Source organism: Gemmatimonadaceae bacterium (genome assembly GCA_019637355.1).
Classification (GTDB): domain Bacteria; phylum Gemmatimonadota; class Gemmatimonadetes; order Gemmatimonadales; family Gemmatimonadaceae; genus Pseudogemmatithrix.
In genome coordinates this window covers 1057573-1075419 of sequence record JAHBVT010000001.1, presented here as the reverse complement: position 1 = coordinate 1075419, position 17847 = coordinate 1057573, and the positions used below count along the sequence as shown (strand labels likewise).

At 69.4% G+C, this 17847-nt stretch carries 24 protein-coding genes and 1 tRNA gene; 1 reads left to right on the top strand and 24 read right to left on the bottom strand.

Annotated features, from left to right (window positions below):
- Positions 1-2: 2 nt before the first annotated feature.
- The 12 genes from gmd to smpB form a co-directional block, all read right to left on the bottom strand.
- Positions 3-977, bottom strand: coding sequence for a GDP-mannose 4,6-dehydratase (gene gmd, locus KF689_04935; protein MBX3132714.1), 975 nt, complete (start codon positions 975-977; stop codon positions 3-5).
- 160 nt (positions 978-1137) lie between these two features.
- The gene (gene rpmB / locus KF689_04930) at positions 1138-1359 is read right to left on the bottom strand and encodes a 50S ribosomal protein L28 (protein MBX3132713.1); all 222 of its coding nucleotides are present in this window, start codon (positions 1357-1359) and stop codon (positions 1138-1140) included.
- 4 nt (positions 1360-1363) lie between these two features.
- Positions 1364-1720, bottom strand: a complete 357-nt coding sequence (gene rplQ, locus KF689_04925) for a 50S ribosomal protein L17 (GenBank protein MBX3132712.1) — start codon at positions 1718-1720, stop codon at positions 1364-1366.
- A gap of 5 nt (positions 1721-1725) precedes the next feature.
- Complete coding sequence (locus KF689_04920; GenBank protein MBX3132711.1) at positions 1726-2799, bottom strand: DNA-directed RNA polymerase subunit alpha; 1074 nt, start codon at positions 2797-2799, stop codon at positions 1726-1728.
- A gap of 184 nt (positions 2800-2983) precedes the next feature.
- Positions 2984-3616 (bottom strand): 30S ribosomal protein S4, encoded by a 633-nt coding sequence (gene rpsD, locus KF689_04915; GenBank protein MBX3132710.1) that lies wholly within the window; start codon positions 3614-3616, stop codon positions 2984-2986.
- Between the two features lie 3 nt (positions 3617-3619).
- Positions 3620-3997, bottom strand: a complete 378-nt coding sequence (gene rpsK / locus KF689_04910) for a 30S ribosomal protein S11 (protein MBX3132709.1) — start codon at positions 3995-3997, stop codon at positions 3620-3622.
- Positions 3997-4374: a 30S ribosomal protein S13 gene (gene rpsM, locus KF689_04905; protein ID MBX3132708.1), complete on the bottom strand. Its 378-nt coding sequence runs from the start codon at positions 4372-4374 to the stop codon at positions 3997-3999. The genes rpsK and rpsM overlap by 1 nt, the downstream gene beginning before the upstream one ends.
- A 6-nt stretch (positions 4375-4380) precedes the next feature.
- A complete protein-coding gene (rpmJ, locus tag KF689_04900) occupies positions 4381-4497 on the bottom strand; it encodes a 50S ribosomal protein L36 (GenBank protein ID MBX3132707.1) in 117 nt (38 codons plus the stop codon).
- 184 nt (positions 4498-4681) lie between these two features.
- Positions 4682-5365 (bottom strand): orotidine-5'-phosphate decarboxylase, encoded by a 684-nt coding sequence (gene pyrF, locus KF689_04895; protein MBX3132706.1) that lies wholly within the window; start codon positions 5363-5365, stop codon positions 4682-4684.
- 92 nt (positions 5366-5457) lie between these two features.
- Positions 5458-6387, bottom strand: a complete 930-nt coding sequence (locus KF689_04890; protein ID MBX3132705.1) for a dihydroorotate dehydrogenase — start codon at positions 6385-6387, stop codon at positions 5458-5460.
- Positions 6387-7793, bottom strand: coding sequence for an N-acetylmuramoyl-L-alanine amidase (locus KF689_04885; protein ID MBX3132704.1), 1407 nt, complete (start codon positions 7791-7793; stop codon positions 6387-6389). The genes KF689_04890 and KF689_04885 overlap by 1 nt, the downstream gene beginning before the upstream one ends.
- The gene (gene smpB, locus KF689_04880) at positions 7790-8269 is read right to left on the bottom strand and encodes an SsrA-binding protein SmpB (GenBank protein ID MBX3132703.1); all 480 of its coding nucleotides are present in this window, start codon (positions 8267-8269) and stop codon (positions 7790-7792) included. Before smpB ends, KF689_04885 begins: the two co-directional genes overlap by 4 nt.
- Positions 8270-8334: 65 nt before the next feature.
- On the opposite strand from smpB, the gene KF689_04875 reads away from it, so the two are divergent.
- Positions 8335-8418 (top strand) — tRNA-Leu (locus KF689_04875).
- 141 nt (positions 8419-8559) lie between these two features.
- On the opposite strand, the gene KF689_04870 is transcribed toward KF689_04875, so the two are convergent.
- From KF689_04870 to KF689_04815, 12 genes are all read right to left on the bottom strand, one after another.
- Positions 8560-9135: a hypothetical protein gene (locus tag KF689_04870; protein ID MBX3132702.1), complete on the bottom strand. Its 576-nt coding sequence runs from the start codon at positions 9133-9135 to the stop codon at positions 8560-8562.
- Positions 9136-9140: 5 nt separating this feature from the next.
- Positions 9141-9596 carry an Rrf2 family transcriptional regulator gene (locus KF689_04865; GenBank protein ID MBX3132701.1) on the bottom strand — a complete coding sequence of 152 codons (456 nt, stop codon included), beginning with the start codon at positions 9594-9596 and terminating at the stop codon, positions 9141-9143.
- 46 nt (positions 9597-9642) lie between these two features.
- On the bottom strand, positions 9643-11043 hold the full coding sequence (locus KF689_04860; GenBank protein ID MBX3132700.1) for an aspartate ammonia-lyase: 1401 nt from the start codon (positions 11041-11043) through the stop codon (positions 9643-9645).
- Positions 11044-11053: 10 nt separating this feature from the next.
- A complete protein-coding gene (locus KF689_04855) occupies positions 11054-11863 on the bottom strand; it encodes a hypothetical protein (GenBank protein ID MBX3132699.1) in 810 nt (269 codons plus the stop codon).
- A 68-nt stretch (positions 11864-11931) separates the two neighbouring features.
- Positions 11932-12588 carry an MBL fold metallo-hydrolase gene (locus KF689_04850; protein ID MBX3132698.1) on the bottom strand — a complete coding sequence of 219 codons (657 nt, stop codon included), beginning with the start codon at positions 12586-12588 and terminating at the stop codon, positions 11932-11934.
- Positions 12585-13571: a thioredoxin-disulfide reductase gene (gene trxB / locus KF689_04845; protein MBX3132697.1), complete on the bottom strand. Its 987-nt coding sequence runs from the start codon at positions 13569-13571 to the stop codon at positions 12585-12587. The genes KF689_04850 and trxB overlap by 4 nt, the downstream gene beginning before the upstream one ends.
- Positions 13572-13607: 36 nt before the next feature.
- Positions 13608-14321 carry a hypothetical protein gene (locus tag KF689_04840; protein MBX3132696.1) on the bottom strand — a complete coding sequence of 238 codons (714 nt, stop codon included), beginning with the start codon at positions 14319-14321 and terminating at the stop codon, positions 13608-13610.
- A 67-nt stretch (positions 14322-14388) separates the two neighbouring features.
- Positions 14389-15117 (bottom strand): SDR family oxidoreductase, encoded by a 729-nt coding sequence (locus tag KF689_04835; GenBank protein ID MBX3132695.1) that lies wholly within the window; start codon positions 15115-15117, stop codon positions 14389-14391.
- A 5-nt stretch (positions 15118-15122) separates the two neighbouring features.
- Positions 15123-15989 (bottom strand): PHP domain-containing protein, encoded by an 867-nt coding sequence (locus tag KF689_04830; protein ID MBX3132694.1) that lies wholly within the window; start codon positions 15987-15989, stop codon positions 15123-15125.
- Entirely contained in the window at positions 15986-16252 is a 267-nt protein-coding gene (locus KF689_04825) for a hypothetical protein (protein ID MBX3132693.1), read from the bottom strand. The genes KF689_04830 and KF689_04825 overlap by 4 nt, the downstream gene beginning before the upstream one ends.
- Positions 16252-16512, bottom strand: a complete 261-nt coding sequence (locus tag KF689_04820) for a hypothetical protein (protein MBX3132692.1) — start codon at positions 16510-16512, stop codon at positions 16252-16254. Before KF689_04820 ends, KF689_04825 begins: the two co-directional genes overlap by 1 nt.
- Positions 16512-17846 carry a 2-oxo acid dehydrogenase subunit E2 gene (locus KF689_04815; GenBank protein ID MBX3132691.1) on the bottom strand — a complete coding sequence of 445 codons (1335 nt, stop codon included), beginning with the start codon at positions 17844-17846 and terminating at the stop codon, positions 16512-16514. The genes KF689_04820 and KF689_04815 overlap by 1 nt, the downstream gene beginning before the upstream one ends.
- Position 17847: the final 1 nt, after the last annotated feature.

The window sequence follows — 17847 nt, the reverse complement described above, 5'->3', positions numbered from 1 at the left end:
CGTCAGCCCTTCGCCTGCACCGCGCGATGCCGCGCCAGGTCGGCGTCCACCATCATCCGCACCAGCTCGCGGAAGCGTACGGTCGGCTCCCAGCCGAGCTCGCGCTTGGCCTTCGACGGATCGGCGACCAGCAGATCCACCTCGGCGGGCCGGTTGAAGCGCGGGTCCTGCTGCACGTAGCGCTGCCAGTCGAGGTCCTGGTAGCCGAAGGCCTCCTCCACCAGTTGCCGTACGGTCCAGGTCTCCCCGGTACCGATGACGTAGTCGGACGGCGCGTCCTGCTGCAGCATCCGCCACATCGCGTCCACATAGTCACCGGCGAAGCCCCAGTCGCGACGCGCATCGAGGTTGCCCATCCGCAGCTCGTCGGCGAGGCCCAGCTTGATGCGCGCGACGGCGTCCGTGACCTTGCGCGTCACGAACTCCAGGCCGCGCCGCGGCGACTCGTGGTTGAAGAGGATGCCGCTCACCGCGTAGAGCCCGAACGACTCGCGGTAGTTCACCGTGATCCAGTGCCCGTAGACCTTGGCCACGCCATAGGGCGAGCGCGGATAGAACGGCGTGCTCTCCTTCTGCGGCGTCTCGACGACCTTCCCGAACTGCTCGGAGCTCGAGGCCTGGTAGAAGCGCGCCTTCGGCACCGTGCGCCGCATCGCCTCCAGCAGGCGCGTCACGCCGATGGCGGTGAACTCCCCGGTGAGCACCGGCTGCGTCCAGGACGTCGCCACGAAGCTCTGCGCCGCGAGGTTGTAGATCTCGTCCGGCTTCACCTCGTCCATCGCGTCCATCAGCGAGGTCTGGTCGAGCAGGTCCGCCGAGAGCAGTTCGACGCGGTCGACGAGGTGCGCGATGCGCTCGTAGGGCGTGGTCGACGAGCGGCGCACGATGCCGACGACGCGGTAGCCCTTGGCGAGCAGGAGCTCGGCGAGGTAGGAGCCGTCTTGGCCGGTGATGCCGGTGATGAGGGCGGTCTTCATTCCTGAACTCGGACGGATGACGGATGACGGAAGCTAGTCCTTCGCGATGGACGTTGCGGGCGCACGGAACCAGCATCCGTCGTCCGTCATCCGTCCCCTAGCAAGACGGGGAGAGCGCCGAAACGCTCTCCCCGCCCAAACACTCATCGAGCGGTCGGACTCAAACGGCCGTGACGGCCTTACGCGGCGCCCGCTGGATCTTGCCCGCGTTCAGGCAGCGCGTGCAGACCTTGATCTTGATCGTCTTGCCGCCTTCGACGATGCGGGCGACCTGGAGGTTGGGCTTCCAGGTGCGACGCGTCTTGTTGTTGGCGTGCGAGACGTTGTTGCCGTGGGCGACGCCCTTGGAGCAGACGTAGCAGATATTGCGCTGGATGGCCATCGGATCAGTCCTGGACGAGTTCGATGCGCGCCATATCAGCCCCGTCACCCTTGCGGTGCCCGGTCTTCAGGATGCGCGTGTAGCCACCGGCCCGCTTGGCGAACTTGGGGCCGAGCTCCTGGAAGAGCTTGTCCGCCGCGTCGCGCTTCTGCACGTGCTTGCCGGCGAGCCGGCGCGCGTGCAGCGTGCCCGTGCGGGCCTTGGTGATGAGCTTCTCGACGAAGGGCCGGAGCTCCTTCGCCTTGGCTTCAGTGGTCTCGATCGCGCCCTGCTCGATGAGCGAGGTCGCGAGGTTGCGGAGCAGCGCGAGGCGCTGTTCCGACGTGCGGCGGAGGCTCCGCCCAGCCTTACGGTGACGCATCGTGCTTATTCCTCTTCGTCGTCGTCAGGCGCAGCAGCGGCCGCACGGCTCGGCGGCGTGCCCCAATCGGCCACGCGCACCCCATCCGTCGACTCCTCAAACCGCATCCCGAAATTGAGTCCTTCCTTCTCGAGGAGGTCGGCGATCTCCTGGAGGGACTTCTTGCCGAAATTCTTGACCTGCAGGATCTGCGCTTCCGTCTGCCGCACCAGGTCGCCGAGCGAGCGGATGCTCGAGTTCTTGAGCGAGTTCACCGAGCGGACCGAGAGCTGCAGGTCGTCGATCGGGGTGCGCAGCAGCTCGGCGAGGCGCGCCGCGTCGCTGGAGCCCTCGGCCCCCGGCACCACCACCGCGGCGGCCGTGTGGGTCCCGAAGGACGCGAAGTACTGAAAGTGCGTCTGCGCCAGCGCGGCGGCATAGCTCACCGCCTGCTCCGGCGACAGCGTGCCGTTCGTCTCGACCGTCATCGAGAGGCGGTCGTAGTCGGTGCGCTGGCCCACGCGCGTCTCGGCGACGGCGAAGTTGGCGCGCTTGACCGGCGAGTAGATCGAGTCGATGCGGACCAGGTCCACCGGCAGCGAGCGGTCGGCCGGGTGCTGCTCGGCCTCGACGTAGCCACGGCCCTTGTTCACGTACAGCTCGATCGACAGGTCGCGATCGTCCTGCAGCGTGAGGATGTGGTGGGCGGCGTTGATGACACGGGCGCCACCGGGCAACTCGAGCTGGCCCGCGGTGACCGCGCCAGACTTGGTCACCTTGAGGCGCAGGATCGCGTCCTCGACGTCGTCATCGAGCGCGAGGGTCAGCGTCTTGAGGTTGGCGATAATCTGATGGACGTCTTCGACGACGCCCGGGATGGTCTGGTGCTCGTGCAGCACGCCATCGATGCGGAAGCCCCACACGGCGGCGCCGCGCAGGCTCGAGAGCAGCATCCGGCGCATCGCGTTGCCGAGCGTGTGGCCGAAGCCGCGCTCCAGCGGCTGCAGCCGGAACTCCGCCACGTTCGCATTGTCGTCGCGCTTCGTCATCTCGACGAGCTGCGGACGCACAAGGCCGCGGAGATCGATCGTCTGGGACATCGTTGGGATCCTTAGGTGAGAAAAGTCACGATGGCTTCACGTGCCACCGACGCCGTACCCCGGCCCTGACCCGCGGTACGCTCGTAAGACTGTCAGGGAGCCACGCTACAGACGTGAGACTTGAGACGGGAGACTTGAGAGGCTGCTCTCACGTCTCAGGTCTCACGTCCCAAGTCTCGACTACTTACTTCGAATACAACTCGACGACCAGCTGCTCCTGCGCCGCGATCGGGATCATCGCCCGCTGCGGGCGCTCGAGCATCCGGCCGGAGAAGGTGTCCTTGTCCACCGCCAGCCACGTCGGGGCCTGGCCACGGGCGGCGATCTCGAGCGCTTCCTTCACGAGCACGAGCTCGCGCGAGGCCTGGCGCATCTTGATCTCCTGCCCCGGCTGCACCGCGTAGGACGGGATGTCCACGGACTTGCCGTTCACTTCGATGTGGCGGTGACGGATCAGCTGGCGCGCGGCCTTGCGGCTCGGGGCGAAGCCCATCCGGTAGACCATATTGTCCAAGCGGCTCTCGAGGGCCGCGAGGAGGTTGTGGCCGGTCACGCCCGGAAGCGTCGACACCTTCTCGAACGTGTTGCGGAACTGACGCTCCGACACGCCGTAGATGCGCTTGATCTTCTGCTTCTCACGGAGCTGCTTCGCGTACTCGCTCACCTTGCGGCGGCGGGCCGTGTTCTGGCCGTGCTGGCCAGGGGCGTACGGACGGCGCTCGACCGGGCACTTCTCGGTGAAGCACTTCGTGCCCTTGAGGAACAGCTTCGTACCTTCACGCCGGCACTGCCGGCAGCTGGGACCTGTATAACGCATCGGTTAGACCCTCCGGCGCTTGGGCGGCCGGCAGCCGTTGTGCGGAATCGGGGTCACGTCCTTGATGGACTTGACCTGGAGGCCGGCGGCGGCGAGCGCCTGGATGGCCGACTCGCGGCCCGAACCCGGGCCCTGGACCTTCACGTGGACACGACGCACGCCGAGCGACATCGCCTCGCGGGCGCACTGCTCGGCGGCCACCGTCGCCGCGAACGGCGTGGACTTCTTGGAGCCCTTGAACCCGGCCTTGCCGGCCGTGCCCCACGCGACGGCGTTGCCGTGGGCGTCCGTGATCGTGATCAGCGTGTTGTTGAACGTCGCGTTGACGTGCGCCACACCCTCGGCGTCCACCACGCGCTTGGTCTTCTTCCCGATAGCCATTACTTGGTGACCTTCTTCTTGCCCGCGATCGCGCGGCGCGGCCCCTTCTTCGTGCGGGCGTTGGTGTGCGTACGCTGCCCACGGACCGGCAGGCCACGACGGTGGCGCAGGCCACGGTACGAGCCAATGTCCATCAGGCGCTTGATGTTCATCGCGATCTCGGTGCGGAGCGCACCCTCGACGCGCATCGACTTCTCAATCTCCTGACGGAGCTTGTTGACGTCGGCGTCCGACAGATCCCGGATGCGCTGCTCGGGGTTCACCCCGGCCGCCTCGAGAATCCGGCGCGCAGTCACGCGCCCGATGCCGTAGATGTAGGTCAGGCCGATCTCGACCTTCTTGTCGCGCGGAAGATCCACGCCGGAAATACGAGCCATAGTCTCTTAACCCTGACGCTGCTTGTGCTTGGGATTGCGCTTGCAGATGATGCGCGTGACACCTGCACGCTTCACCACCTTGCAATGCTCGCAGATCGGCTTGACGCTGCTACGAACCTTCACGGGGACCCCGACAGGAACGGATGAACGGAAATCGTTGATACTGCCCGTTTTGGGGCAGACCCGTAGGATAGCGGGCCGAACCCCTTGACACAAGGGGGATGACTGACGTGTACGGAAATGACGGAAGACGGATGACGGAGGCTCTCCACCGCCGTTCCAGCGTCCGTCCTCCGTCGTCCGTCCGCTACCTGAGCGTCGCCAGAATCCCGGCGAGCACCTCAGCCGGCGATGCGGCCTCCGTGACCGCCCGCCCCAGCACCAAGTACGCCGCCCCATCCTCCGCGGCCTTCTCCGGCGTCGCAATCCGCGCCTGGTCGTGGGTGGCGCCGCCGGCCAGGCGGATACCCGGCACCAGGGGACGCAGCTTGGGGTAGCTCGCCCGGGCCGCGCGCACTTCCTGCCCGGAGCAGACGATGCCGTGCGCACCCGCCGCATCCGCCAGCTGGGCGAGGCGCAGCACCTCCCCGCCGAGTTCCGGGGCCTCGCGGCCCAGCGCCACGCCCAACGCCGACGCGTCAAAGCTGGTCAGCACGGTGACCACGAGGATGCCAGTCTCGGCGCCGGCACCGTCCACCGCCGCATCCACCATCGCGGCGCCACCGTAGCCGTGCACCGTGAGCAGCGACACGCCCATCTGCGCCGCACTGCGGGCAGCCCCGCGCACGGTGTTCGGGATGTCGTACAGCTTGAGGTCCAGGAACACGCGCTTCCCCTCCCCGCGCAGCCACTCCACGACGCGTGGGCCCTCGGCGGTGAAGAGCTCGAGGCCGACCTTGACGAAATCCGCCTGCGGGCCGAGCCGAGCGCAGAGCGCTTGGGCGGCGGCGAGGGTGGGGACGTCGAGGGCGATAATTGGCTGGGCGCGCACACGGAGGCCGGGAGACGGGAGGGGGGAGGCGGGTGACGGCGGGGAGAGGGGAGACGGGAGATGGCGGAGAGAGGGGAGACGGTCGGACTCCGCTATTTCGCTGGCCACTCCAATGTGCCGACCAGGTCCGCGAGGCGGGAGACGGCGTGGCGGTCGCACCAGCGCTCCAAGTCCGCCACGATGCGCGCGGGGAGCTTGGGGTTGGCGAGTGCGGCCGTGCCGATGGCGACGGCGCTGGCTCCTGCGATCACGAACTGCAGCACATCCTCGGCGCGTTGGACGCCACCGGCGCCGATGATCGGCACCGGCACAGCCTGCCGCACGCGCCAGGTCGCGAGCACACCGACCGCGAGCAGGCCGGGGCCGCTGACGCCGCCGCTGCCGAAGCCCAGCAACGGGCGGCGGCGTTCGACATCCACCACCAAACCGGGAATGGTGTTGATCACCGTGATGCCGTCGGCGCCGGCGTCGACGGCGCGCTTCGCGACGTCGCCGATCTGGGGCAGCGTCGGAGAGAGCTTCACGAACAGCGGCTTTGTCGTCGCGGCGCGCGCACCGGCAATCACCGCCTGCAGCGCCTGCGGGTCGGCACCGAACTCCATCCCGCCCTGCTTGACGTTGGGGCAGCTCACGTTGAGTTCGAAGCCCTGGAAGCCCGGAGCATCGTCCAGGTGCGCGACCACCGTGCCGAAGTCTTCCGCGACCTTCCCCACCACGTTCACGAGAACCCGCGGCGCGTGCAGGTGCGCCGCCAGCCACGGCAGGTCCTCGCGCTTGACCGCGTCCATCCCCGGGTTTGCCAACCCGACGGCGTTGATCATCCCGCCGTCGAAGTCGCCGACGCGCGGCGCCGCCGCACCGGGCCGCGGCTCGGGACTCACCGCCTTGGTGACGAGGCCACCGAGTCGCTCCAGCGGCATCACATCGGCCAGCTCGCGCCCGTAGGCAGCGGTCCCGGCGGCGAGCAGTATCGGATTCTGGAAGCTGAGGCCGGCGGCGCTGACCTCGAGGCGCGCGGACATCAACGACCCGCCGTGCGGGTGCGCCGCTCGTAGTGCCGCAGGTACTCGAACACCGCGTCGCTGATGGACTCGGCGATCTCGCGCTGCCCGGCCACGCTCGCCATCCAGCGCGCATCGTCGACATTCGTGCCGAAGCCGACCTCGACGAGCACCGCCGGCATAAAGGCCTTGGACAGCACCATAAAGCCCGCCTGCTTCACCCCGCGACTCGGCCCGGGGTGCTTGGCGGCCAGTGCACCCTGCACCAACTGGGCGAGGTCCGCCGATTCACGCAGATGCTCGTTCTGCGCGATGTCGTTCAAGATGAACCCCAACGGATCGCCGGCGTCGGGGCTGGTCTCAACCTCGAAGCGCACGACCTCGTTCTCCATCTCGGCGACGCGCCGCTCGTCCTCGGTGCGAGCCGTCGCCAGGAAGTACGTCTCCACGCCGCGCACGGCGCTGCCGTTGCGCCAATTGGGATTGGCCGCGTTGGTGTGCAGCGAAATGAACAGATCGGCGCGACGCCCGTTGGCAATGGGGCCGCGCTGTTCCAGCGGGACCAGCCGATCCTCGTCACGGGTCATCACGACCTCGAGCCCACGCGAGCGCAGTTCGCTCTCGAGCCGCTTGGCCATCGCCAGCGTGAGCAAGGCCTCGTTGACGCGGCGGCCGTTGAGGACCACACCCGGGTTGCCCGGATCGCGCCCGCCGTGGCCAGCATCGACGGCCACGACGTACTTGCGCAGCAGGCCTGGCGGCGCGTCGGGCGAGGGCACGGCTGGGCGTGACGTCACCACGGGCGCGGCCGGTGACGGCGTGGTCGCGGCGGGAGCGGGCGAGGCGGCGCCGGGAGACGGCGCTGCGACAGCCGGCGCTGCGGGGGGTGTGTCGCGAGGTGCCTGCGGCACCGCCGCAGGCGTGGTGTTCGCCGTCGGCGCGACGGGAGTCGCCGGACGCGACGTCGTGCCGCTCGGTGCCGGCACCTGCCGCGCGATGCTCTGGAACAGGCGCAGCTCCCAGCGTGTGCGATCCCACAGCACGCCGACACCAAAGCGCGGAATGATCTCGCTGAAGAGCTGCAGCGGCGCGTGCGGGGCGCCGTCGGCGACGATGACCGATTCCACGAGCGGCAGGGCGAAGCCGTTGTACGCGGCGAAGGGCATCCCTTCTTGCAACTCGATACCGGCCTCCGAGAGCGTCAGGCGCCAGCGCGCAGGGCCGATCGAGTCGAGGCGTCCGCCAAGCAGCCGGGCCATCACGTCGAGGCGCACGCGACCGCCGCCGCCACTAGGCAGCAAGTTCACGACCGTATCGCCCGCGACGCCGCGGACCCGGATGGCATCGCCGGGCGGCGGGCTCGCCGCCGGGCCACCCGAGGCGCCGCCGAGCGCGGCCGCGAGAGTGAGCGCGAGCAGCAGCTTCATCGACGCGCGCTCCGCAATGCCCGCTGCACATCGCGCGCATCGTCGCGCGCCTTGATGTCGGCGCGCTTGTCGTGGAGCTTCTTGCCGCGCGCCAGCCCCAGCTTGAGCTTGGCGCGTCCGTGCTTGAAGTACAGGTCGAGTGCCACCAGAGTCAGCCCTTTCCGTTCGACCGCGCCAATCAGCGCGCGGATCTCCTTGGCGTTCAGCAGCAGCTTGCGCGACCGCGTCGGCTCGTGATTCCAGATGTTTCCCCGCTCATACGGCGCGATGTGCGCGTTCAGCAGCCACACTTCGCCGTCCTTCACGATGCCATAGGCATCGGTGATCTGCGCCCGTCCGTCCCGCAGTGCCTTGACCTCGGTCCCGGTTAGGACAAGCCCCGCCTCCCACGTCTCCAGGATTTCATAGTCGTGGCGGGCGCGCTTGTTCCGCGCGATCGGTTCGATCGCGTCGTCGGGGGCAGGTGTGGTGCGCACGTTGCTCGAATGATGACGATTCAGCGTTGACTTGGGTATCGGCCTCCGGTAGGTTCCTGCTCCCAGCCGAAGTGGTGGAATTGGTAGACGCGCTGCGTTCAGGGCGCAGTGGGCGCAAGCCCGTGGGGGTTCGAGTCCCCCCTTCGGCACTCCACACCGCACTGCACTGCACTGAGCACCAACAAGCGAAAGGCCGCCCATAGGGCGGCCTTTTCGCGTTGCAGCACCGCTGTTCCCATCTCCCCCCCCTCCCTTCTCCCGACCATCTCCCTTCTCCCGACTCCCCGCCGTCACCCCCCTCCCCCCTCCCTCCTCACAACCGAAGGCGGCACATCCTCCGGCAGCGTCACCCGCCCATAAACCGCCCCCAACAGCTCCGTCGCCTCCCCCCCATACCGCTCCAGCAACTCAATCGCGTAGCCGAGCGGCGCCCCCGCCGTCCTCGCCCCATCACTCGCGAACGCCAGCAGGCAACGCCCGACCGCATCGGCCGCCGAAATCGGCCCCCCACGCAGGTTCATCGCCTCGCGGTACGCAAGCAGACGACCGTTGAATTGCTGCACCGCAAGCTCGCGGCGGTCCTCCACGATGCGGGGGTCGCGTTCGAGCATCCGCCCAATCGCCTCTGCAATCTCCGCCGCCGTCCGGTCGTCGAGCGCCTCTCGCTGCGCCATCAACAGGCCCAAGGCCGCGCGCGCATAGCGCAGTTCCCAGCGGGCGTGGTCTTCGTCGCCGCCGGCGGCCGCTTCGGCCAGCCACGCGACATCGGTTGATTCCGGCTCGCGACCGAGACCGGCGGCCACCGCCTGCGCACGCCGCTCCCGCTCCTTCGACGCGCGCCACGCCGACGTGAACGGAAGCGCCATCGTCCTCACCCCTGCAGCACGGGAAGCCCGACCTTCTGCCGCACCTCAGCCTCCGCCGAGAGCAAGTCGGCCAGGCGCACCGAGTCCAGCACTTCGTCGATGCGCCTCTGCAGCATCATCCACACCGGCCGAATGCTACAGTCGCAGGCCTGTGCGCAGCGCTCGGAGTCGAGCGGATGCGTCTCGCAGTGCAGGTCGAAGGTCACGAGCTCGGCAGCGGCGATGATCTCGCGCACCGTGATTTCCGTCGCAGGGCGGGCCAGCGCGTAGCCGCCCTTGGCGCCGCGCGTGCTCTGGACGATTCCCGCACGGCGCAGGCGCAGGAGGATCTGCTCCACGTAATCGCCCGGCAGGCGTTCCTTGGCCGCCACGTCACGTCCGGTGACCGGCCCTTCGTCCGTACGGCGCGCGAGGTGCAGCGCGCAGATGACGCCGTACTCGGCCCAGGTCGTGATTCGCATAGGTCTTAAGATGGCCCCGCGACGCTAACGGGACAAGCGTTGTCGGCTAGGCATCGGCACCGGGCACGCCCGGTTCGGTGAGCCGCCGCAGGTCCAGCACGCGCTTTGCCTCCGCCTCCGAGAGCAGACCTTCGCGCACGACAAGGTCCCGCACCGACTCGCCGGTCTCGACCGAGCGCTTCGTGAGCGCCGCGGCCGCGGCGTAGCCGATGCTCGGCGCCAATGCCGTGGCCAGCGCGGCCGAGCGCTCCACCCAATGCGCCAGCATCGCCTCGTTCGGTTGCATCTCGCGCACCGTGCGCTCGTCGAGCACGCGCGCCGCATTGCCGAGGATGCGGATGGCCGAGAGCAGGTTGTGCGCGATGACCGGCATCATCACGTTAAGCTCGAGCTGGCCCTGCTCCGCCGCGGCACTGACGGTCGCGTCGTGCCCGATGACCTGGAATACGACTTGGTTCACCATCTCGGGCACGCTGGGATTCACCTTGCCCGGCATAATGCTGGAGCCCGGCTGCACGGCCGGCAGGCGGAGTTCATCGAGCCCGGTGCGGGGCCCGCTCGCGAGCAGGCGCAGGTCGCTGGCAATCTTGCCGAGGTCCAGTGCCAGCACACGCCAGGAGGCAGAGACCGCGGCGACGTCGCCCATACTCTGCATCAACTGCACTCGGTCCGCCCCTTCGCGCAGCGGCAGGCCGGTGAGGGCGGTGAGTTCGACGACCATCCGCTCGGCATACACCGGCTCGGCATTCACGCCGGTGCCCACCGCGGTGCCGCCGATGCCGAGGTCGAGCAGATACTCCGCCGCCTCGCGCACGCGCCGCACGCCGCGCTCGATGGAACCAGCCCAGGCCCCGACTTCCTGTCCGAGGCGGATGGGCATCGCGTCCTGCAGGTGCGTGCGTCCGGCCTTCACGAGCCCGTCGAACTCCGCGGCGCGGGCGCGGAAGGACGCCGCGAGGCATTCCACGTCGGCCAGCGCGCCGCGGAGGCACTCGAGCGTCGCGAGTCGGATGGCCGTCGGGATCACGTCGTTGGTGGACTGCGCCATATTCACGTGATCGTTGGCGTGCACCGTCGTGCCGCCGAGCGCGCGAGAGGCCAGCGTCGCGAGCACCTCGTTGACGTTCATATGCAGCGAGGTGCCCGCCCCGGCCTGGTACACGTCCACGACGAACTGCTCGCGGTGCGCCCCGCCCAGGACCGCGTCGGCGGCGGCGATGATCGCGTCGGCGCGGGCGGCGTCGAGGCGCCCGGTGTCCCGATGCACCGACGCCGCCGCACGCTTGATGCGCACGACGGCGTTGACGAAGGCAGGATCCGGGCGCAGCCCCGAAATCGGGAAGTTGGCCAGCGCGCGGGCGGTCTGCGCGCCATAGAGGGCGGCCGCGGGGACCTCGACGTCCCCCAACGGGTCCCGCTCGATGCGGACCTCGCGCCGCGTGCCCATCAGGACCGCATCACGGTGCGCCCGGGAACGCCGGTCGCGGCACCTCATACTGCGAGCGCAACCGCACGTAGGTGCGCTCGTCGAAGTTCACGACGGTGTCGCGCAGCCGCATATACGAGTAGGACCGGCTGTCCGGATTGGACTGCGACCAGTTGAAGAGCGTCTGCCCGGGAATCACGCCCGTCCCATTGTCCACGAACACGCAGGCCAGTTCGACGTTCGGGATGATGGAGGCCGCGTTGTTGCTGAAGCGCATTCCGATCACCATCACCGACCCCTCGTGGACGGGCGGCGTCCACGTGAGGGTCAAGTCCTCGTTCTGGACGTAGTCGAGCGCGGGGTCGGCCGCCGTGAACGAATCCGCGACCGGCATCCGGAACAGCATCGGTTCGAAGCCGCCGAGCGCGCCGGGAATCGACACCGTCACGGTATCGTTCGGCACCAGCGGGATGGACGCGCCAGAAGGGAAGTTGTACGCGAGGAAGCTGCCGGTCGCGCTACGAATCGCGCTTTCCCCACCCCCCTTCGTGGTGAACTCCACCGCCAGGCCGGCGTCGAGTGTGACGACGCTGGTCGAAACCGGTGACTCGGGATCCGGGGCGTACGCGAAGTTGGCGCAGGCTTGCGGTCGCACACGCCGGGCACTGAGGCCGGGCACGTGGTAGAAGATGCCCACGGCGCGGAGCACGTCGTTGCCCCCGCCATCGTGCGTACGCAACGTCAGCAGGCCGACGCGATCGGCGGACGGTGAATCGATGCCCAGACACCCGACGGTGAGCGACGTGGCGAGCAGGAGGACGGCCGGACGGACGAAGCGCATAGTGAATCTCAACGGAGACAAAGAAGACCGCGACACCCGGTATTCTACCCAATCGCGGGGCGAACGTGTCACCCGGCAGCCGCGCCGCGCAGGCGCAACGAGCCATTCAGGAACGGATTCTGCAGTCGCTCGTGCCCAATCGTGGTGCGCGGCCCGTGCCCGGGAAAGACGGTCACGGCGTCATCCAACGCCGTCAGCCTGGCCAGCGAACGCTCCAGCGCGGCGGGATCGCAGAGCGGCAAGTCGACGCGGCCCACCGAGCCGGCGAAGAGCACGTCCCCACTGAAGCACTGCGAGGCCGAGATGAACGCGACGTGCCCTGGTGCGTGACCGGGCAGGTGCCAGACCGCGAACGACTCCCCGCCGAACTCGAGCACCTCACCGTCGGCCAGTGCGCGGTCCGGCGGCTCGGTGGCGTCGAAGGGCAGGCCGTAGCCGGCGGCGATGCGCGGCGCGTGCTCCCAGAGCGGCGCATCCAGCGGATGCCCGTACACCGGAGCTTCGGGCCAGAGTACCTTGAGTCCCGCGAGGCCGCCGATGTGGTCGATGTGGGCGTGCGTGATCCAGATGGCCGCGAGGCGCGCGCCCAGTCGCTCGATCTCCGCCGCCAGCGTGCGCGGCTCGGCGCCGGGATCCACCACCACGACCTCGCGGGCGGCCGCGTCGTGCAGGAACCAGGTGTTCTCCTGGAAGGCCCCGACGACACGGACGTGGACGTCGATCACGCGGGCTGCGGGACGAGCATCGGCACGGGCGGCGGCGTAGGCTGCCCGTTCTTGCGCGCCGTGAGGAACTTCTCGACCGCGATGGCGGCGGTCGTCGCGTCACCCACCGCCGTCGTGACCTGCCGCGTGAGCTGCGCCCGCACGTCGCCCGCCGCGTAGAGCCCGGGCACCGAGGTCTGCATATTCGCGTCGGTGATCAGGTAGCCGGAGCTGTCGTGGCTCACGTGCTCCTTGATCATCCCCGTATTCGGCGTGAAGCCGATGAAGATGAACGCGCCGGTGGCCGCGAGGTCGCTGGCGGCGCCGGTCTTCACGTTGCGGATCTTGGCGTGCGTCATCAGGCCGTCGGCGCCGACGATCTCGTCGACGACGGTGTCGGTGATGAGCTCGATCTTCGGATTCTTGAAGGCACGCTGCTGCACGATCTTGGACGCACGGAACTCGTCGCGTCGGTGCACCAGATACACCTTCTCGGCGTAGCGCGTGAGGAAGTCCGCCTCCTCCAGTGCCGCGTCGCCGCCGCCCACCACAAGGATGGTGTGGCCCTTGTAGAACGCGCCGTCGCAGATGGCGCAGTAGCTCACGCCCTTGCCGGCGTACTCGAGCTCGCCGGGCACGCCGAGCTTGATCGGCGTGCCGCCGGCCGTCACGATCACCGCCGGCGCGCGGTACACGTCGCCGTTCTCCACCGTCACGTCGAAGCGGCCGTCAGCCGCCTTCTGCACGGACTCCACGGGCGTCGAGGTGCGGATCTCGGCGCCGAACTTCTCGGCGTGGTTCTGGAACTTGGTCGCCAGCTCGTGGCCGAGGATGTGCTCGAAGCCGATGTAGTCCTCGATGACCTCGGTGTTGAGCAGCTCGCCGCCCGGGAAGCCGCGTTCCAGCACGACGCTCTTGAGCATCGAGCGGCCGGCGTAGAGCCCCGCGCACATTCCGGCCGGGCCAGCGCCGATGATCACCACTTCGTACTCGAACGTCGCCACTGCCTGTCCTCGGTTCCGGGGTCGAATCGCGGAAATCTAGGGTCCGCGCGAAGTATCCGGCACCGGCGGCGCGAGTTCCAGCACGGCCAGCGCGCCGTGGCAGTGTGAGACCGTGCCGACGAGCACCGCCGCGCCGCGACCGGCCGCAGCCTGCGCCACCAGCTCGTCGGCCGCGAGCACATCGGCCACCCCGAACATCCCCACGCCGTAGCTGCGATGCACGCAATGGAACAGCGCCGGGCCGTCGATTCGCCGGCCGTGCAGGCGTTCGCGTTCGACGAAGGCGCGCACCGTGGGCGGCAGGCTCCACGCGCGCGGCCCGCGCGTGTGCGGGCACAGCCGCGGCTCGATGCAGTTGATCGGACACTCCCAGGTCGCGAAGCTCACATAGTGCGTGCCGTCATCGCCGGCACGCTGCCACGGCACGTCGACGCCGCCGCCCACTGGCGTGAAGCGCATCGGCCGGCCGGGCCAGCGCGCCCGTGCGCGGCTCATCACCCACTGCGCCATCAGGTGCGGCATCAGCGGCGAGGGGACGATGGCGTCTTCGGGCGCGTCGGTGCGCGGCGCCGCCGCGCTCGCCTCGGCGAGGTACGACGCGAAGAACGAACCCCACTCGCGGACGACCACCTCAAGACCGGGCACGGCTGAGCTGCTGGCCGCGACCCGGCAGTCGGGATCTCGATCCACCACGATGAGCCGCTGCCACGTGACGGCGTCGGCGTCGCGGGCCCGCGCAAGTTGTTGCACGTAGTAGCTGCCGTAGCAGCCCCCGCCGACTACGATGATATCGCCGTAGCGCTGCGGCGCGGCCTCGCTAGGGGCGGACGCGGCGACCGCCGTCTACGAAGAGCGTCTCGCCAGTCACGAACGTGGCGCTGACGAGGTAGCGCAGCGCCCGCACCACGTCGGCCGGATCACCGACCCGCTGCAGCGGCGTCTGCTCGGCGAACTGCTGGACCGCCGACTCCGGCATCCCCGGCGGGGCCAGCACGAAGCCGGGCGCGATGGCATTGACGCGCAGGTCCGGCGCCAGGGCCGCCGCGAGATGCCGCGTCATCGCAATCACACCCGCCTTGGCGATGCCGTGGACGCTGTAGTCCGGCCACGGCTCCTCCGCCATATGGTCGGCGATGTTCACGATGCAGCCACCGGCCGGCATCAACCGCGCCGCGGCCTGCGCAAGCAGAAACGGTGCGCGGAGATTGAGGCCGACGATGGCATCGAACTCGGCGGCGGTCGTGTGTCCGAGACGCGTCTTCTGCATTCCCGCAGCCGAGTTCACGAGCAGCGTCAGGCCCTCGAAGCGATCGTAGGCGTCGTTCACGAGCTGTTCGCAGGCGGCGGGATCACTGAGGTCCGCGCCGAAGGCCTCGGCCTCCCCGCCCTGCGCGCGGATGCTCGCAACGAGCTCCTCCGCGCCCTCGCGCGATTGCCGGTAGTGCGCGGCGATCGCCCAACCGTCTTCGGCCAGCGCCGCCGCGATGGCGCGGCCCACCCGCTGCCCCGCGCCGGTCACCAGCGCGACGCGCGTCGTGGCGGCCATCGCGCCTACTGCCCCAGCTGGCCGCGGCGTTCGCGGACGCGTCGGTCCTGCAACTCGATCCAGCTGTAGGGCACCTGCATCGCGCCGAGCACGCGGCCGCCGTGCATCGCCCCGTGCCAGTCCGACCCACCGCTGACGACCAGGCCGAAGAATGCCGCCAGCGAGGCCAGGCGCAGCTCATCCTCGCGCGAGTGGCTGGGGTGCCGCACCTCGATGCCGTCGAGTCCGGCGGCCACCAAGGGCTCCACCTGCTCACGCCGCCCGTCGTTGCCCGGATGCGCCCAGACGGCGATGCCGCCGGACTCGTGGATGAGGCGAATGCCATCGGCGATGTCGAGGCGCTCCTTGTCCACGTACGCCGGTCTCCCGGCGCCGAGCCACTTGTCGAAGGCTTCACGCATATCGCGCACGTGCCCGGCCGCGAGCAGCGCGCGCGCCACGTGCGGCCGCCCGATCGCGCCGCCCGCCGCCTCGGCGAGGACCGCGTCGACGGTCACCGGCACACCGGCCGCGACGAGCCGCGTGACCATCTCCTCCGCGCGGCGGCGGCGGAATCCGCGGTAGATCTCGAGACGCTCCTGCAGCGCCGCCACGTCCCGAATGTGGAGACCCAGCAGATGCACCTCTTCCGTTCCCAGGTGCACGCTGAGCTCGACGCCGGGCACGAGGCGCAGCCCACAGGCATCGGCGGCGACCTGCGCCTCCGGGATGCCGGCCAGCGTGTCGTGGTCGGTGAGCGCGAAGGCCGCCAAGCCCGCCGCGTGCGCGGCCTCGACGGCCTTCGTCGGCGGCAGTGCGCCGTCGGAGGCCGTCGAGTGCGCGTGCAGGTCCACGAAGGACGCGGGCGCGCCCGCGTCCGCGGTGTCGGTCACCGCGAGTACCCGGCCTCGGGCGACGTCGCGCTCGGTTGCGATTCGCCGAAGAGCCGCACGAGGTCGGCGTCGCTCAGCTCGGCGAGCGCCTGCTCACGCGCGCGTCGCGCCGGTGGCGAGTAGCGCGTCAGACGCACCTCGCGCTCGTCGGCGGCGCCGGCCACGAAGATCAGGCCGAACTCGTCGGCGTCGTACTGCGTCACGTAGCCCGAGGGATACACCTGCCAGGTCCGGCCTTCGATCACGATGCGTCGCGTCGGCATTAGGTCAGCTCCACCTGCGTGTAGATGCGCGACGGATCCCGCAGGGGATCCGGCGCGGCCGCGTGTGCGGCAGAAAGGGCTTGGGCGCTGTCCGCCTCGCAGAACTCGACGAACGCCCCTTGCAACGATTGCTCCTCGAAGACCCAGAAGCGGCAACCCATCCCGACGTAATGCTGCTCCCGGGCCCGCAGGCGCTCGAAGTACTTCGCGCGCTCGGCGGGTGGGACCACACTGCGGTGGATGGTCAGGGCCCGAGGCATCAGCCGGAAACGGACTCCAGCGTCTTCTTGACGTCGGCCATAAAGCGGTCGGCGTCCGCCCCGTCGACCACCCGGTGATCGAACGACAATGAAAAGTACGCGCAGGTACGGATCGCGATGGTGTCCTCGCCATCGGCGCCGGTGATCACCTTGGGCCGCTTCTCGATGGCGCCAAGGCAGAGGATGGCCGTCGTGCCCACCGGAATGATCGGCGTACCGAACAGCGAGCCGAACACGCCCGGGTTCGTGATGGTGAATGTCGCGTCCTGCACGTCCATCGGCGAGAGCTTCTTGCCGCGCGCGCGCGCCGCGAGGTCGTTGGCGCCGCGGGTCAGGCCCGTCAGGTTGAGGCCGTCGGCGTCCTTGAGCACCGGCACGATCAGCCCGGTGGGCTCCAGCGCCACGGCGATCCCGATGTTGTAGCGCTTGCGGAGGATGACGTCCGTGCCGCTGACGGTGGCATTGAGCACCGGGTGGCGGCGCAGATTCTCCACCACCGCGCGGATGATGAACGGCAGGTAGGTGAGCTTCTGGCCGGTCTCGGCCTCGAACGCGGCGCGCTGCTGCGTACGCAGCTTGGCGATGCGGGTGAGGTCGATCTCGAAGAAGCTCGTCACGTGTGCCGCCACCTGCTTGGCCTGGCGCATATGGTCGGCGGTGAGCCGGCGGATCTTGGACATCGGCTCCACGACGTCACCCGGCCACGGGTGGAAGGTGGGATCGATGCCGTGGGCCACGGCCGGCGTGACGATGCTGGAGGGCAGTCCCGCCGGCATCGCGCCGCCCGTCGACGCCGTACGCTGCGCGCCGCTCGCCAGGTGCGCCTCGAGATCCTTGCGGGTGACGCGGCCGGCGATGCCGGAGCCGCTGAGCGCGCTGATGTCCACGCCCGCATCGGCGGCCATCCGGCGCACCAGCGGCGACGACTTGGTGCGGACGCGATCCTCGAACGAGCCCGCTGCGGCCGCCGGACGGCTTGCGGCCGAGGGAGCCGGGGCGGGTGCCGGCGTGGCAGGAGCAGCCGCAGGAGCCGATGCAGGTGCCGCTGCGGCAGGAGCCGGAGCGGACGCCGCCGGGGCGATCGCCGCGCCCTTCTCCGTCTCGATGCGCGCCACCACCGCATTCACGGGCACCGTCGTGCCTTCGTGCACAATGATCTCGGCGAGCACGCCGGCGCTGGGCGCCGGAATCTCCGCGTCAACCTTGTCAGTGGAAATCTCGAAGATCGGTTCGTCGCGCTTCACCTCGTCGCCCACCTTCTTGAGCCATCGCGACAGCGTGCCTTCCGCAATGGACTCGCCCATCTGGGGCATAATCACGTCAACACGGGCCATT

Excerpts from the sequence above, each read along its gene's own strand:
- gmd (MBX3132714.1), bottom strand. The coding sequence starts at position 977 with ATGAAGACCGCCCTCATCACCGGCATCACCGGCCAAGACGGCTCCTAC.
- rpmB (MBX3132713.1), bottom strand. The coding sequence starts at position 1,359 with ATGGCCATCCAGCGCAATATCTGCTACGTCTGCTCCAAGGGCGTCGCC.
- rplQ (MBX3132712.1), bottom strand. The coding sequence starts at position 1,720 with ATGCGTCACCGTAAGGCTGGGCGGAGCCTCCGCCGCACGTCGGAACAG.
- KF689_04920 (MBX3132711.1), bottom strand. The coding sequence starts at position 2,799 with ATGTCCCAGACGATCGATCTCCGCGGCCTTGTGCGTCCGCAGCTCGTC.
- rpsD (MBX3132710.1), bottom strand. The coding sequence starts at position 3,616 with ATGCGTTATACAGGTCCCAGCTGCCGGCAGTGCCGGCGTGAAGGTACG.
- rpsK (MBX3132709.1), bottom strand. The coding sequence starts at position 3,997 with ATGGCTATCGGGAAGAAGACCAAGCGCGTGGTGGACGCCGAGGGTGTG.
- rpsM (MBX3132708.1), bottom strand. The coding sequence starts at position 4,374 with ATGGCTCGTATTTCCGGCGTGGATCTTCCGCGCGACAAGAAGGTCGAG.
- KF689_04890 (MBX3132705.1), bottom strand. The coding sequence starts at position 6,387 with ATGTCCGCGCGCCTCGAGGTCAGCGCCGCCGGCCTCAGCTTCCAGAAT.
- KF689_04885 (MBX3132704.1), bottom strand. The coding sequence starts at position 7,793 with ATGAAGCTGCTGCTCGCGCTCACTCTCGCGGCCGCGCTCGGCGGCGCC.
- KF689_04870 (MBX3132702.1), bottom strand. The coding sequence starts at position 9,135 with ATGGCGCTTCCGTTCACGTCGGCGTGGCGCGCGTCGAAGGAGCGGGAG.
- KF689_04865 (MBX3132701.1), bottom strand. The coding sequence starts at position 9,596 with ATGCGAATCACGACCTGGGCCGAGTACGGCGTCATCTGCGCGCTGCAC.
- KF689_04860 (MBX3132700.1), bottom strand. The coding sequence starts at position 11,043 with ATGGGCACGCGGCGCGAGGTCCGCATCGAGCGGGACCCGTTGGGGGAC.
- KF689_04855 (MBX3132699.1), bottom strand. The coding sequence starts at position 11,863 with ATGCGCTTCGTCCGTCCGGCCGTCCTCCTGCTCGCCACGTCGCTCACC.
- KF689_04835 (MBX3132695.1), bottom strand. The coding sequence starts at position 15,117 with ATGGCCGCCACGACGCGCGTCGCGCTGGTGACCGGCGCGGGGCAGCGG.
- KF689_04825 (MBX3132693.1), bottom strand. The coding sequence starts at position 16,252 with ATGCCGACGCGACGCATCGTGATCGAAGGCCGGACCTGGCAGGTGTAT.
- KF689_04820 (MBX3132692.1), bottom strand. The coding sequence starts at position 16,512 with ATGCCTCGGGCCCTGACCATCCACCGCAGTGTGGTCCCACCCGCCGAG.
- KF689_04815 (MBX3132691.1), bottom strand. The coding sequence starts at position 17,846 with ATGGCCCGTGTTGACGTGATTATGCCCCAGATGGGCGAGTCCATTGCG.